Consider the following 15,847-nt stretch of genomic DNA (forward strand, 5'->3'; position numbering starts at 1 on the left):
TGGCATTCAATATCAAGCTCATTGCAAAGATTAAGAATAGGTTCGTATTGTCCCGGAATTCCATTGAATTGCGGATCAAGAGTAATGCTTACAATGCGGTAATTAATTCCGATAAATCGGCGAAGAAGAACAAGTCCCTGAAGAAGTACAAGGCTGTCTTTGCCGCCGGAAACACCCACTGCTATTGAATCTCCGTCAGAAATCATATCAAATTCCTGTATTGCTTTTCGCATATAACCAAGCATTTTTTGCATAGCTTTTCTCCAATCTGACATAAAAATAAAAAAAGATTTGTTTATATTATACAACATTTATTGAATTTTTGCAATTGTGCTTGAAAAATGAATAAAAACAATATATACTATAAATATCAGAAAGGAGTATGCTATGAAAACAATTTTAGTTACCGGCGGTGCCGGATTTATTGGCAGTCACACTTGCGTTGAACTGCTTAATGCAGGATATGAAGTAGTTGTACTTGATAATTTAATAAATTCCAAAGAAGCAAGTATTGACAGAATAAAAGAAATAACAGGTAAAGACGCAAAATTTTACAAAACAGATTTACTTGACTATGAAGATACATTAAAAGTATTTTCTGAAAATAAAATTGATGCAGTCATTCATTTTGCCGGTCTTAAAGCGGTTGGTGAATCAGTTGAAAAGCCGCTTGCCTATTATGAAAATAATATTGGCGGAACTTTGAATTTGTTGAAAGCCATGAAAATCAACGGCTGTAAAAAGATAGTATTTTCTTCCTCAGCTACAGTATACGGAGTAAATAATACTGTTCCATATACTGAGGACATGCCTACATCTGCTACCAATCCTTATGGTTACACAAAGGTTATGATAGAGCAGATTTTAAAGGATATTGCTTTTGCTGATAAAGAATGGAGTGTGGTTTCCCTCAGATATTTCAATCCTATCGGAGCACATGAAAGCGGACTGATCGGTGAAAATCCAAAGGGTATTCCTAATAATCTTGTACCTTACATTGCACAGGTTGCACTAGGAAAGCTTGCGAGTCTGCGGGTATTCGGCAATGATTATGACACTCCGGACGGAACTGGAGTTCGTGACTATATACATGTTGTTGATCTTGCAAAGGGTCATTTGGCAGCACTGAAATATTCAGATGCCAACAAAGGTTTCCAACCGATAAATCTGGGAACAGGAAAAGGATCAAGTGTACTTGAGGTTGCAAAGGCATATGAAAAAGCATGCGGAAAAGAAATTCCTGTAGTTATTACACCACGCCGTGCCGGAGACATTGCATGGTCATATGCTGACACAACTCTTGCCAAAAAGCTTCTGGGTTGGGAAGCACAGTCCGGACTGGATAAAATGTGTGCAGACAGCTGGAATTTTACAGTGAAAAATCCTGAGGGAATTTAGAAGGGAATAAGAGGAGCTTTTTGCAATGAAAAAGCTCCTCTTTAATTTTATAGAATGAGAAATCAAATTTAATGCTGTAAAGTTTTTATCACATTATTCATTATTTTGGACGGTGTGTGTTATATACTTGTTAAATTTCATGAAACTGCGTAAAAACGACTGTATTTACGTTGCAATGATTAAAAAAATATGCTAAAATATAATAATATTCAAGGGTAACTGTTTGTAAACAAAGCAGAATGGAGATTTTATATGAACGAATCACTTTTATGGTATAATAATCCCGCAGAGGATTTTAACAGTGCAATTCCTGTGGGAAACGGCAGAATAGGCGGAATGGTTTATGGTAAACCGGAGAATGAAATAATTCAGCTTAATGAAGATTCAGTATGGTCAGGAGGAAAAAGAAACCGTATTAATCCGGACGCTGCGGATGGCTTAAAGGAAGTCCGGCAGCTTATTGAAGAGGAAAAAATACCTGAAGCAGAACAGCTTGCTTTCCGTAAGCTTCAGGGAGTAACTCCTGACAGCAGACATTATATGCCTTTGGGTAATCTTTATATAGATATGAAATTATCAGGTATAGCCAAAGAATATAAAAGAGGACTTGACCTTGAAAATGCTGTTGCATTTACAGAATTTGTGTCCGGTGAAACAATGTATAAACGTGAAGTTTTCGTTTCTGAACCGGATAATGTAATGGTTGTGCATTTTACCGCAGAAAATGGTACTCTTGAAATATGTGCATCAATTGACGGCAGAGATGATTATTATGATGATAACCGTCCGGTAAGGGATAATATAATAATGTATTCAGGCGGTTCGGGCGGACGGGATGGACTGTTTTTTGCAGCTGCTCTTTCAGCATCTTCATCAGACGGAAAAGTTTATACTCAGGGCGGTAAGATTTATATAGAAAATTCAACGGATGCTATGCTGATACTGGGTGTCAGAAGCAGTTATTATACAGAAGAAGCTTATGAAGATGCAGCACTGATGGATGTAGAATACGCACTGGAATGTACATGCGATGAACTGAGATACAGACATATATGTGATTATGGTGAATTGTATGACAGGGTTTCATTTTCACTTAATGATAACAGTGAAGGCGGATGTGACCTTCCTACTGATGAACGTATTCTGAGAATGAGAGGAAATGACTTTGACGACAAGGAGTGCGACAGACATATTCACGATAACGGTCTGATGGTACTTTATTTTAATTACGCACGGTATCTGATGATTTCCGGAAGCCGTCCGGGATCTCTTCCTCTGAATCTTCAGGGTATATGGAATCAGGATATGCAGCCAAAATGGGGAAGCAGATTTGTTGTTAATGTTAATACTCAGATGAATTACTGGTGTGCAGAAACCTGCAACCTATCAGAATGCCATGAGCCTTTGTTTGATTTGCTTGAAAAAATAAGAGAAGACGGACATGTTACTGCAAAAGAAATGTACGGATGTCCGGGTTATGTATGTCATCATAATACTGATTTGTGGGGAGATACAGCACCTCAGGATCTGTGGATGCCGGCAACCTTATGGCCGATGGGCGGAGCATGGCTGGCACTGCACGTATTTGAACACTATGAATATACTCAGGATAAGGAGTTTCTTAAGGAAAAATATTCTTTAATGCGTGAAGCAGCAGAATTTTTTACAGACTATCTTATTGAAGACCGTGAGGGAAGACTTGTAACTTGTCCGTCAGTATCCCCTGAAAATACCTATCTTACAGAAAGCGGAGTAAAGGGATGCTTGTGTTCAGGACCGTCAATGGACAGTCAGATAATAACTGTTCTTTTTAATGATGTTATAAAAAGCTCAGAAATTCTGGATATTGACCATGAATTTGCCGGAAAGCTTGAAAAAATGCTGGAAAAGCTTCCAAAGCCGGAAATCGGAAAATATGGTCAGATCAAAGAATGGGCAGTTGATTATGATGAGGTTGAAATAGGACACAGACATATTTCACAGCTGTTTGCACTTTATCCGGCAGATCTTATAACGCCTTATAAAACACCTAAGCTTGCCGATGCGGCAAGAGCAACCCTTATCAGACGCCTCATTCATGGGGGAGGTCATACCGGCTGGAGCAGAGCATGGATAACAAATATGTGGGCAAGACTTTTTGACCGTAATATGGTTTATGAAAATCTTCAAAAACTTATTGCATATTCTACAAGTCCTAATATGCTTAATGATCTTCCGCCTTTTCAGATCGATGGTAATTTCGGCGGTGCTGCCGGAATGGTCGAGGCTCTTATGCAAAGCCACAGCGGAGAAATAAATCTTCTTCCTGCACTTCCTGAAGAATGGAAAAAGGGAGAAATTAAAGGACTCAGAGCAAAGGGAGGCTTTGAGGTGTCTATAAAATGGGATGAGGGAAAGCTTCAGACAGCAGAAATAAAATCACTGTGCGGTAATAAATGCGTACTCCGCCCGAATACTGTTGCAAGCGTTTCCTGTGACGGGAAAAATGTCAATTCTCTTCAGGCTGATGGTCTCGTTTCTTTTGATACTGAAAAAGGCAGGGTTTATACTATAAGGAGTTAAATAGAGTATTATCATGAAAAAGTTTAAAAAAACGGTATTATTTCTGATGGCAGTATTTATGCTGACAGGCTGTGAGGAAATTTCCCAGGAACCACTTAACCGGACTGTGGATTCGTCTTCCTTGTCAGAGGAAGAGCCTGTTTTGGAATATGAAGAGGAAACGGTAGCATATACAGAATATGTAGCAGAAGTTCCGGAAATTATCAATACAGAAACAAGTATGCTTCTGGAAGCGGAGGATTGCAAGCTAAACGGCAGCCTTTATTCAGATGACCAGAGAAAGGGCTTTTCCGGTACTGGCTATGTAACCGGATTTTACGGAGGATCTGCTGACTATCTGGTTATACCAGCTGATATACCTGCAGCACAGCATTATAATATAACTGTATGTGTTGCGGCAGATACACAGGTGACAAATTCCGTTTCTGTAAATGACAGCGATATAGGTTCGTTTGTTATAGACAGTGAAGATGGAAATTTTGTTCGTGTAACATTCTACGGAGTGTATATGGATCAGGGTGAGGCAATTATTCAGATTAATTCCGGAAAAGAAAACTTTGATATTGATTATATAGAAATTACAAATAATGAGGATATATATGAAAATGATTTTGAAATCAATGCTGAACCAGTAACGCCAAAAGCATCATATGAAACAAAAAATCTTCTCAGATATCTTCAGGAAAACTTTGGGAAAAGTATTATTACCGGACAGTATGCCTCAAGCAGTAAAAATACTGAAATGGATCTTATTTACCAGAAAACAGGAAAATACCCGGCAATACGCTTCGGGGATATCGGAGGATATTCACAAGGAGAGCTGCCGGAGGAAAGTGAGATTCAGGCTGCAAAGGACTGGGCAGAAAAAGGCGGAATAGTAGGATTTATGTGGTACTGGAATTCTCCGGGTATTGATTCTTCCGTATATGCCAATGAAACTAAATTCAGCCTTAAGTCAGCTATGACAGAGGAAGATATATCCCAGCTTGGAATATCTGAAATAAATGATTTGTATGCTCAGGGAAAAATAACAAAAGAATGCCGGACGCTTGTAGAAAATATTGACGCTGTTTCTTCGGCGTTTTCAAGACTCGCAGAAGAGGGAATCCCTGTTTTGTGGAGACCCCTTCAGGAAGCTGGCGGCGGCTGGTACTGGTGGGGAGCAGACGGCGCTGAAGCATATAAATGGCTTTATAATCTCATGTACGACCGTATGACGGAATATCATAAGCTTGATAACCTGATATGGATATGGAACGGACAGAGTGAAGAGTATCTTGTTGACAGTGAAAAATATGATATTGCAGCAATTGATGTGTATCTGGGACCTAATGTAAAATACGGAAGCCGTTCAGAACAGTATCAGTGGCTGAAAAAGGTGACTGAAAGTGGAAAGATACTTGCTCTGGGAGAATGCAGCTCTGTTCCGGGAGTGGACGAGATGGTAAGAGATAATGCTTTGTGGTCGTTTTTCGGACTGTGGTACGGTGAATACCTTGACAGCGTATCGCCGGGAGCCGCTGATGTTTATACAACAGAAGAAGAGCTTATAAAAATGTATAATGCAGAAATTGCTGTAACTCTTGACAGCTATGCAGGTGTTTACGGTCATAGAAGTGAATGATAAGTAATGCGGCTTTATGTGGTTTTTCCGTTTCCGGTAAGCTTTGAAACTATAAGATATACTATTCCTCCGGCACACACGGAAATCGGAAGAGAAAGTATATTTTCAAATGGAAGAACCGGATAGACACACCATGCAGTCAGTCCGCAGAAAAGTCCTGAAATTAAAGACGGTGTAAATGTTTTCAAAAAATTTATGCGGATTCCGGCGGCTTTGGCATATACTATGGAAGATAAGATAAATATAATGAAATAGCATAAAAGAGTTGATATTGCAGCACCTGATACATTTATTTCGGGAATCGGTATAAGAATAAGATTTCCGGCAAGTTTTACTGCAACTCCGGCAAGCATAAGCTTTACCGGAGCATCTGCTCTTCCAATAGCCTGAAGACAGCTGAATATCGGAAAGGAAAGTGCAAGAAAAATCACAGCAATACCTAAAAAAGCCAGACTTTCTTCTGATACGGCACATTCCTGAACACGTCCGGGAAAAATAAATAAAAGTATAGGCTTTGCAAGAAAACAGATCCCGATTCCTGAGGGAACAGCTATAAATGCTGTTGCTTTCAGTACGTTTTCAGAAAGCTTTTTTACAGCTGATTTGTTTTTTACAGCCCAGCTTTCGGCAATATTCGGAAGTATTCCTTTGCCAAACATATTTGTGACAGAAGGTATCAGATTGAAAACTGTTACGGCAAGTCCGGTAAATGAACCGTAAATAAATTCGGAAAGCTCCTCAGTACTTATATTTTCAAGCCCATATTTACTGATGAGAAAGTCCGGGGCGGATTTAATTGTTTTATCAAGACAGCGAATAATCGTTGCAAGGTCTATAAGGGATGTAAGATTTGTAACGATGGAACCCAGAGCTACGGGGACAAGTATTTTAAAGAGTGCTTTGATAATGTTTCCGGTGCTTTCTTCATGACCTCCTGAAAGAAGAGGAGAACCTTTTTCAAGTCCTGTTCCGCGGACATACAAAAATGCAGTGCCGGCAAGGGTTGACAGGCTTATTCCCAGCACTGCGGCGGCTGCTGCTGTTGCAAGGATATCAGTTCCTTCAGGAAGAAACGGAAGAATTTTTTCCGGATTGTTTAAAACACAGGAACACATGGCAAGTCCGGCAGCCAGACGTACAAGGGCTTCAATAACCTGTGAAACCGCTGTGGGATACATGTTTCTCATACCCTCCCAGCAGCCGCGGTATACGGCGGTAATACAGCCAAAAAATACAGACGGTGCTATCATTAGTACTGAAAGCTCGGCTTTGGGACATGCAGTGACTTTGTATGCAAAGGGATGTGCGAGAATTGCTATTGCGGCAGTGCCGGCAAGTCCTACAAAGGAAAAAAGCAAAAGGGATATCTTATGTATTTTCCTGACATTCCGGTAATTTCCAAAGGCACAGTTTTCAGCTGTAAGCTTGGCAACAGCAGTTGTAAGTCCGGTAGCGGTAAGGGCGTAGACCGGAAGAAACAAACCGTAGGCACAGCTGAAATAGCTCATTCCAACGCCGCCTAACATGTTGGTAAGCGGGATTTTAAACAGTGCTCCGATACCTTTTGCAATAATTGCAGAGGCAATTAATATGACAGATCCCTTAAGGAAGCTTTGTTTTTTCAAATTCTGCTCCTTTCTGATAGTTCAACTGCTCAATAAATTAATATTAAAATTGTTGAAAGTGCATAATGATTTTCGGATTTATTAAAAAATATATTGCTACAAATGCAAATATGTGTTATAATTATATGCAGTTATATTTTAGCATATGAAACGAGGTAGAAAAATTTATGGCTTATAAATTTTCGGATAAGGTTTCCGGACTTCAGGCATCTGCAATCAGAGAGATCCTTAAATTCACAGCGGATCCGGAAGTTATTTCATTTGCGGCAGGAAATCCGGCACCGGAAGCATTTCCTACAGAGGAAATCGGCAGAATATCAGCTGATATTTTCAAAAATGATCCGGTTCTGGCATTGCAATACAGTATATCAGAAGGATACACTCCTCTGAGAGATCTTCTTAAAAAACAGCTTGAGGCAAAGAACTGCTTTGATCCTGAAAGAGATGATCTTATTATTACATCAGGTGCTCAGCAGGCAAACGAGCTTTCATGCAAGGTTCTGTGCAACGAGGGAGATACCCTGATCTGCGAATCACCGAGCTTTATCGGCTCTCTGAACGCATTCCGTTCCTATAACGTAAATCTTAAGGGCGTGGAAATGGAAAAGGGAGGAATGAAGCTGGACGTTCTTGAGGATGTACTCAAAAACAGTAACGGTCAGAAAATGATTTATGTAATTCCGAATTTCCAGAACCCTACCGGAGATACTATGACTCTTGAAAAAAGAAAAGGCTTATATGATCTGGCATGCAGGTATGATGCAGTGATTTTAGAGGACAATCCTTACGGGGATCTGAGATTTGCCGGAGAAGATGTTGTTTCAATAAAGAGCATGGATACTCAGGGCAGAGTTATTTATTCAGGAACATTTTCAAAAATCCTCGCTCCCGGACTGAGAGTGGGATATGTTGCAGGTCCTAAGGAAATAATACAGAAGATTATTGTCTGCAAGCAGGTGGCGGATGTTCATACAAATATCTGGGCACAGGTTCTTTGCTGCCGCTTTATGTCTGAATGTAACCTTGAAGAGCATTTTGCAAAGCTTCGTGAAATATACCGTAAAAAGTGTAGCCTTATGCTTGACAATATGGATAAGTTTTTCTCAAAGAAAGTAACATATACAAGACCTGAGGGCGGATTGTTCATATGGGCAGATCTTCCGGAAGGAAGCGATATGATGGACTTCTGCACAAGGGCTGTAAGGGATTACAAGATCGCTGTTGTACCGGGAACTGCATTTATGATAAACGAAAATGACAAGACAAATTCTTTCCGTCTGAATTTCTCAACTCCTGCAGACGAACAGATCGTGAAGGGAATAGAAATTCTTGGAAATATGACAAAGGAAATACTTGATTAATATTTTAATTCAGAAAGGAAAAGATAAAAATGGCTGGAAAACGTTCTATTCTGGACAGATATACAAGTTCACAGAAATATATAGTTTCAAGAGGAAAGGCACTGACATTCCCGTCAGAACCGTTTAAGAAAAATTTTGCCAAGGACGAAGTATACGGTGCTGTTGTGGACATTCCTATGTCTCCTACAGTTCTTGCAAGTCTTGTTTGCTTTGCAAATGGTGCGGCTAACCTTTATTTTAATCTGGGCGGAGAATATGTAAATGCAGCAGGACGCTACAGAGGTGTTGCACAGGCTTCCTATGACTTTATAAAGAATGCTTCAGGCTGTCTTGAAGGCTGTGAAAAGACTACTAAATTCGATATGCCTACAGCTGGTAAGAACTTTGTTTATCTTCTGACTAAGGGCGGAGTGTATAAAACTGTAATTACTCCAAATGCAATTCCTACAGAGGCTGAAAACAAGAAAAGACTGCATTATTACTACCAGAGAGTTATGGCTGAACTCAGAACAGCTCAGCTTAAGGATCAGGCGGCAGGAATCAGTGATGGGTATATTTCAGTAAAATAAGAGAATATTAACAGAATTATTATTGAAAATTATGAATATTTCTATTAAAATGCCGAAGTTGAAAAAAACTATTGCATTTTATCGGATTTTGAGGTACTATATAAAATACTGACTCAGGAAAACAGGTGAATGTATGGTAGAATTTGAGTTCAAGGAAACATACAATATAGATGATCTGCTCGAAATAATGGCAATTCTGCGCAGCCCGGAAGGCTGTCCGTGGGACAGGGAACAGACTCACGGCTCAATAAGACAGGATTTTATTGAAGAGGTTTATGAAGCTGTTGAGGCTATTGATTTGGATGACAGGGAGCTTCTTCGTGAGGAACTGGGAGATGTCCTGCTTCAGGTGGTCTTTCACTGCCAGATTGAAAAGGAAAAGGAAAGCTTTGCTTTTGCAGATATATGCGATGAGCTTTGCAAAAAGCTTATTGTCAGACATCCTCATGTTTTCGGTCAGGTGACTGTTGCAGATTCCGGAGAGGTTCTGAAAAACTGGGACAGTATAAAAAAAGAAACCAAGGGACAGAAAACCTATGGAGATACGCTGGAAAGTGTGGCAAAATCACTGCCGGCGCTTATGAGAGCCCAGAAGCTTGGCAAAAGAGCCATGAGAGCCGGAATGGACTTTAAAGGCGTTCAGGATGCTTTTGAATGCGTTAAATCAGAGACTTCTGAGCTTGAAGAAGCTATAGCACAGGGAAATCAGGAGCATATTGAAGAAGAACTCGGAGATCTGATATTTTCATGCGTAAATACTGCCAGACATCTGGGGATAGATGCGGAACAGGCACTTGACAAGGCCTCAGAGAAGTTTATTAAAAGATTTAAGGAAACTGAAAAATTAGTAACGCTGAGCGGAGCTGATATGAAGGCTCTTAGCATAGATGAGCTTGACGCATACTGGCGTCAGGCAAAGCAAAATATTTGATTTAGGATCAAAAGAAAAACGGAGGAAATTAATAATGACAAAAGCAGAATTAATTACACAGGTTGCTGAAAAGAGCGAACTTTCTAAAAAGGATGCTGAAAAGGCAATTTCAGCAGTTGTTTCATCAATTACAGAAGCACTTACAAATGGTGATAAGGTTCAGCTCGTTGGATTTGGTACATTTGAAGTACGTGACCGTAAGGAAAAGGAATCAAAGAATCCAAGAACAGGCGAAAAGATTATTGTTCCGGCAAAGAAAGCCCCTGCATTCAAGCCTGGTAAGGCACTTAAGGATGCTGTAAACGCTTAATTTAAAAAATATTTCGGGCGGAGTTTTTCTCTGCCCTTTTTGTTTTCAGGAGGGAATTATGAGACTTGACAAATATCTGAAAATTACAAGACTGATAAAACGCAGAACTATTGCCAATGAAGCATGTGACGCGGGAAAGATAGTCGTAAACGGCAAGGTGGCAAGAGCATCATATGACGTCAAGGTTGGAGATATAATTGAAATAAATATGGGTACTAAACCGCTTAAAGCCAAGGTTCTCAATGTGACCGAATACGCAACAAAGGATACCGCCGCTGACAATTATGAAATAATTTTATAAATCCAGATTTTTAAGAATTTTTCCAGATATCAGAATGTGACAGGATTAGAACAAAATATGTCTTGACATTTTCACTAAAAAAGTATAAAATAAATATATTGTATAAACTTGCACAATTATTACTGCGGCTTTTTATGCGGCTGTAATTAAATCATAATTTTTAATGTGTAATAGGGTTTTATGTGTTTAATTTTTTGTTATATATGATGATAATAAATTTTAATTCCTGCAAAATATGCATGCTAAAATGAAAATATGAATACGATTATGGCAACATTATCCTGCCGGGGTAATACAGTTATTGTACAATTTCTATAACTATATCGGAGGAGGTAATGTGCGGGCAATGACTACATTTACTATTGCTGTTATCTGCTGTGTGGCATCGCTGATAGTCGGGGCAGTTGTTTCCGGATTGATTTGTTTCAGACAGGGAATCGCTTACAGACAAAAACAGGCTGAGTCAATGATGGGTTCCGCTGAAAAAGAGGCTGAACGCATTCTGGCAGATGCTGACAAGGAAGCAGAATCCAGAAAAAAGACGGCACTTGTGGAAGCCAAGGATGAAATACACAAGCTTCGTTCAGACGCTGAAAAAGAAATAAAGGACAGGCGGTCTGAAATTTCACGACAGGAAAGACGAATTCAGCAGAAAGAAGAAAATCTGGACAAGAAAAATGATAATTTGGAACGCAAAGAGGATATTCTTCAGAACAAGATTAAAAATGCGGACGAAAAATTAAAGGAAGCTGAAACAATCAAGAAAAGTCAGATGGATATTCTTGAGCGTATTTCAGAATTTACGAAGGATCAGGCAAAGGAATACATACTGAATATGCTTGATGGAGATCTGGTTCATGAAAAGGCAGTAAAAATTGCAAGCTATGAACAGCAGATCAAGGATGAATGTGATGAAAAGGCAAGGAGCTATATTTCGCTTGCCATCGCAAAATGCGCTGCTGAACAGGTTTCAGAGGCGACTGTTTCTGTAGTTCCCCTTCCTAACGATGAAATGAAAGGAAGAATTATCGGACGAGAGGGAAGAAATATCAGAACTTTTGAAACGCTTACAGGAGTGGATCTCATTATTGATGATACTCCTGAGGCAATTACTCTTTCATGCTTTGACCATGTAAGACGTGAGGTTGCAAGAATTGCCCTTGAAAAGCTTATCGCTGACGGACGTATTCACCCTACACGTATCGAAGAAATGGTTGATAAGGCAAGACGTGAGGTTGAATACAGAATAAAACAGGAAGGCGAAAGAGCTGTAATGGAAACAAATGTCCATGGTATAAACCATGAACTTATCAAGCTTATCGGACGTCTGAGATTCCGTACCAGCTATCGGCAGAATGTTCTTGATCACTCAATTGAAGTAGCACAGCTTTCCGGTATTCTGGCATCAGAACTGGGAGTTGATGCAAATCTTGCAAGACGTGCAGGACTGCTCCACGATATCGGTAAGGCTCTTACTGCTGAAATTGAAGGTTCTCATGTACAGATCGGCGTTGATGTCTGCCGTAAGTATAAGGAAAATGCTGAAGTAATTCATGCTATTGAAGCACATCATAATGATGTTGAACCCAGAACGGTTATTGCTTGTATCGTTCAGGCAGCAGACGCTATTTCAGCTGCAAGACCGGCTGCAAGAAGCGAAAATTATGAAAATTATATAAAACGCCTTGAAAAACTTGAGGAAATATGTACTTCCTATGAAGGCGTTGAAAAATGTTATGCAGTTCAGGCAGGACGTGAAGTAAGAGTCATGGTAACACCGGAGGTTGTAAATGATGAACGCATGGTTATTGTTGCAAGAGATATTGCAAAACAGATTGAAGATGAAATGGATTATCCTGGTCAGATAAAGGTCAATATAATCCGTGAAAGCCGTGCGGTTGAATATGCAAAATAAATTTTAATTATGTGAGCGCTGTGTATATTTATACACAGCGTTTTTGTTTATAAAAATTAATTATATCAAGGAACGATATCGCTTGCAGAATAAATTTTTTGAATACATCCGCCCAAAATGTATAAACTACATTTGGAGGCTTAGTTTATGAGTATTGTTTTTATTCGTGCAATTATTTTATATATTATCGTTATTTTTTCTGTAAGACTTATGGGTAAGCGTCAGATAGGCGAGCTTCAGCCCTCAGAGCTTGTTATTACCATTCTGGTTTCAAATATAGCGACTCTTCCGCTGGAAGATCTTAATATACCTCTTTCCATGGGAATACTGCCTATACTTTCACTTGTATGCTTTGAGGTTTTAATGTCCTGGGGAACGTTAAGATCAAAACGCTTAAGACATATTGTTTCCGGTTCTCCTAAGGTTATTATAAAGGACGGTGTTCTGGATCAGAAGGTAATGAAGGATCTGAGATTTTCTGTGGATGATCTTATGACCGCTTTAAGAGGAAGCAGCATATTTGATATAAGCGATGTACAGTTTGCAGTGGTTGAAACAAACGGCAGTGTATCTGTTTATGAAAAGTATTCACGGCGAAATGTTATAAATCAGGATATGAAGCTTAAGGGAGAATCTATTGACCCTCCGATGATTATTATTTCTGATGGCAAGATTATAAAACAAAGTCTTGAAGAAAGCGGACTGACAAATAAATGGGTTACAGATCTGCTTAACAAAAAGCATCTTGCTGAAACGGATGTTTTTATGCTTACAGCGGATAAAAGCGGAAATTATACTCTGATAAAAAAAGGAGATTCAAATGGGAAGAATTAAGGTGAGTCTGGCGATTCTTGTTTCAATAATTATTTTGTGTATCTGTACTATTTTTGTACTTGATAATAAGACCGACAAGGTTATTGAACTTCTTGATGAAACAAAAAAATACTCTGATGAGGGTGATACGCAAAAGGCACTTGAATCAGTGAAAATACTTGAAAAGGAATGGGAACAATATCAGAGTTTTGCCAGTATATTTGTGAGAAATGATAAGATTACAAGTGTACAGACATCAATGTCACGCCTGAGACCGTTAATCGAAAATAATAATGATGAGCTGAACGCAGAATTTGAAAATGCAAGATCCAGTCTTGAATGGATAGTTGAAAGCGAGATACCCAGATTTTCAAATATTATGTAACAGGTAATTTGAGTTAACATTGTTGAAATTCTTGACTTTTTTGAGTATTAGTCGTATAATATAAATAATTAAAATGTCAGTTAAAATTTAAGGAGAAAATAATGAGTATTAAATTTCATCTTCCCGATTTTGCAGTTCACTATCGTTTTAATATGGTATTTCTTGCGATGCTTAAGAACTGCCCTCAATATTTTCGGGAGGGTGTTGAAATAGGTTCGGTTTACGGAACTTTTCCGCAGTCCTTGTGGAACGGTGGACGCACTGTGCAGGGTATCTGCGACAGAAAATATGTTAGGACAGTTGTAAAGTCATTTAATGATATGGGGATACCTTTACGTTTCACTTTTTCAAATCCGGTGCTTACTGAAAGACATTTAAAAGACGATTTCTGTAATTTTGTTTTAAAGACTGCAAATAACGGTATGAACGGTGTTATAGTTGTGTCCCCGATTCTTGAGCAGTACATAAGAGAAAATTATCCTAAATATAAAATAACAAGTTCAACCTGTAAGCGTATAACAGACCTTAACAATCTGAATGAAGAGGTTGAAAAGGACTATGATATTGTAGTTATTGACTATGATTTCAATAATAAATTTGAACTTCTTGAACAGGTAAAGAACAAGGAAAAATGTGAGATCCTTGTTAATGCATGCTGCCGTCCGGGGTGTAAAAGCCGTGTTCAGCATTACCGTGATATTGGCCGTACACAGATTGCCCTTTGTGAGCATCTTAAAAATAATCCGAAAAAACCTTTTAATCCTTCTGATTATGGAATAAGTATGGAGCATGATGTCAACTGTCCGTATATGGATTATGATGCTGCAGATGTCAGACAGCTTTCAACACATGTAAATCCTGATGATCTTTACAATAAATACGTACCCATGGGATTCAGACAGTTTAAAATCGAGGGCAGAACTGCAAATATATTCAATTTGATAGAGTGTTATTTGTATTATATGATAAAGCCTGAATATAAGGATAAAGCAAGACTTGATCTTTGCAAAAACCTTATAAATAATGGAATTATTAATGAGAGTAACTGATTAATTAAAAATGTTAAGGGAGCTTTTATGAAGCTCCCTTATTTACTTTAAATTTAAGTTTTTTTATAGTCTGAGAGGGATAAAATCCCGGCAAAGTATTTTATGAAAATTCAAATTTCTCAATAATTTTTTTAGCATCCTGTATACGGATGCCTTTTATTTTATTGGATTTAGGTGTTTCCGCATTAAAATAAAAATCCATTCGGCATCTGCCTAATTTTTTATCGACAGGATTCTGAATTATCTGTACTTTAACAAGCTTTTCCTTGTCAGCCAGAATGGTATGGAATGCGTAAAAGCGGGAGTATCTTATACAGCAGAAATCATTTTCGATAGTAATACCCGAAGTGAAAAGAGCAGCTATTTTGACAACTAAAAGCCATACAAAAGGAATTTCCGCCATAATAGCAACGAACAGAACAATGTCATATATCGACGGCAGGAAACGGGAAGTCAAAAATGATGCAGCGGCAATCAGTATGATAAATGTAAGTGGAATACCAGCATAAGCCATAACAGCTTTTTTGTCTGCCTTTACTTTTCTTTTTGTAATATATTTTTTAAAATCAAGAAGATCAAGTGCACGATTAGCCTGCTGCCATGTTAAAATTGGCAAAAGAACCGGAAGTTCATTTTTCTGATTGCCATATCCGGAGCAGCTTATATTAACAGATGATGTATGAAAAATTTTCATGATAAGACTCTGACGCATATCGACATAGTTTATCTTATCTGGAATTATATGGTACATTCTTCTTGTAACTGCACCCATTTTTATTTTCAGCTGATTACGATCTTTTTTCATAACAAAGCCTGAGTATCTGAGCATATTTGCAATAAATGAAAGAAGCCATGTAGCAATTGCAATAAAGCCTAATATAATTGCTGCCGGAGGGATTTTCAGTGCAAGACGAGCAGAAAGACTGTTTGCCAGTCTGAAAAATTCGTCAAGTTCATTTTCAATAAGATCTTTTGCGATTCGTCCCGACTGAAATAACAATGTG

At 38.6% G+C, this 15,847-nt stretch carries 14 protein-coding genes and 1 pseudogene; 12 read left to right on the top strand and 3 right to left on the bottom strand.

Features of this window, described 5'->3' with window-relative positions; all coding sequences use genetic code 11:
- Positions 1–254: pseudogene (locus ACI4WO_RS02550) on the bottom strand (tRNA 2-thiocytidine(32) synthetase TtcA); the annotation flags it as partial.
- Positions 255–387: 133 nt separating this feature from the next.
- Here ACI4WO_RS02550 and galE point away from each other — a divergent pair.
- From galE to ACI4WO_RS02565, 3 genes are all read left to right on the top strand, one after another.
- A complete protein-coding gene (gene galE, locus ACI4WO_RS02555) occupies positions 388–1,398 on the top strand; it encodes a UDP-glucose 4-epimerase GalE (protein WP_439805989.1) in 1,011 nt (336 codons plus the stop codon).
- A gap of 252 nt (positions 1,399–1,650) precedes the next feature.
- The gene (locus tag ACI4WO_RS02560) at positions 1,651–3,960 is read left to right on the top strand and encodes a glycoside hydrolase family 95 protein (RefSeq protein WP_439805990.1); all 2,310 of its coding nucleotides are present in this window, start codon (positions 1,651–1,653) and stop codon (positions 3,958–3,960) included.
- Positions 3,961–3,973: 13 nt separating this feature from the next.
- Complete coding sequence (locus tag ACI4WO_RS02565) at positions 3,974–5,584, top strand: glycosyl hydrolase (RefSeq protein ID WP_439805991.1); 1,611 nt, start codon at positions 3,974–3,976, stop codon at positions 5,582–5,584.
- Between the two features lie 14 nt (positions 5,585–5,598).
- Here the strand turns inward: ACI4WO_RS02565 and ACI4WO_RS02570 are convergent, their stop codons facing one another.
- Positions 5,599–7,209 carry a putative polysaccharide biosynthesis protein gene (locus tag ACI4WO_RS02570; protein ID WP_439805992.1) on the bottom strand — a complete coding sequence of 537 codons (1,611 nt, stop codon included), beginning with the start codon at positions 7,207–7,209 and terminating at the stop codon, positions 5,599–5,601.
- Positions 7,210–7,376: 167 nt separating this feature from the next.
- Between ACI4WO_RS02570 and ACI4WO_RS02575 the strand changes: the two genes are divergently transcribed.
- The 9 genes from ACI4WO_RS02575 (at position 7,377) to ACI4WO_RS02615 (ending at position 14,843) form a co-directional block, all read left to right on the top strand.
- Positions 7,377–8,570 (top strand): PLP-dependent aminotransferase family protein, encoded by a 1,194-nt coding sequence (locus tag ACI4WO_RS02575; protein WP_439805993.1) that lies wholly within the window; start codon positions 7,377–7,379, stop codon positions 8,568–8,570.
- 29 nt (positions 8,571–8,599) lie between these two features.
- A complete protein-coding gene (locus ACI4WO_RS02580; protein WP_439805994.1) occupies positions 8,600–9,139 on the top strand; it encodes a hypothetical protein in 540 nt (179 codons plus the stop codon).
- A gap of 133 nt (positions 9,140–9,272) precedes the next feature.
- The gene (gene mazG, locus ACI4WO_RS02585; RefSeq protein WP_439805995.1) at positions 9,273–10,070 is read left to right on the top strand and encodes a nucleoside triphosphate pyrophosphohydrolase; all 798 of its coding nucleotides are present in this window, start codon (positions 9,273–9,275) and stop codon (positions 10,068–10,070) included.
- A 34-nt stretch (positions 10,071–10,104) separates the two neighbouring features.
- Positions 10,105–10,380, top strand: coding sequence for an HU family DNA-binding protein (locus ACI4WO_RS02590; protein ID WP_439805996.1), 276 nt, complete (start codon positions 10,105–10,107; stop codon positions 10,378–10,380).
- A 58-nt stretch (positions 10,381–10,438) separates the two neighbouring features.
- Positions 10,439–10,681 (top strand): RNA-binding S4 domain-containing protein, encoded by a 243-nt coding sequence (locus ACI4WO_RS02595; RefSeq protein ID WP_439805997.1) that lies wholly within the window; start codon positions 10,439–10,441, stop codon positions 10,679–10,681.
- Between the two features lie 346 nt (positions 10,682–11,027).
- On the top strand, positions 11,028–12,596 hold the full coding sequence (rny, locus tag ACI4WO_RS02600) for a ribonuclease Y (RefSeq protein ID WP_439805998.1): 1,569 nt from the start codon (positions 11,028–11,030) through the stop codon (positions 12,594–12,596).
- A 147-nt stretch (positions 12,597–12,743) separates the two neighbouring features.
- On the top strand, positions 12,744–13,430 hold the full coding sequence (locus ACI4WO_RS02605; protein ID WP_439805999.1) for a DUF421 domain-containing protein: 687 nt from the start codon (positions 12,744–12,746) through the stop codon (positions 13,428–13,430).
- A complete protein-coding gene (locus ACI4WO_RS02610; RefSeq protein WP_439806000.1) occupies positions 13,417–13,794 on the top strand; it encodes a DUF4363 family protein in 378 nt (125 codons plus the stop codon). The genes ACI4WO_RS02605 and ACI4WO_RS02610 overlap by 14 nt, the downstream gene beginning before the upstream one ends.
- A 101-nt stretch (positions 13,795–13,895) precedes the next feature.
- The gene (locus ACI4WO_RS02615) at positions 13,896–14,843 is read left to right on the top strand and encodes a hypothetical protein (protein ID WP_439806001.1); all 948 of its coding nucleotides are present in this window, start codon (positions 13,896–13,898) and stop codon (positions 14,841–14,843) included.
- A gap of 100 nt (positions 14,844–14,943) precedes the next feature.
- On the opposite strand, the gene ACI4WO_RS02620 is transcribed toward ACI4WO_RS02615, so the two are convergent.
- Positions 14,944–15,847: PH domain-containing protein (locus ACI4WO_RS02620; protein ID WP_439806002.1), on the bottom strand; the 904-nt coding region annotated here is incomplete at its 5' end.

Origin of the sequence: Porcipelethomonas sp. (assembly GCF_051893655.1) — a bacterium.
Lineage (GTDB): Bacteria > Bacillota > Clostridia > Oscillospirales > Ruminococcaceae > Porcipelethomonas.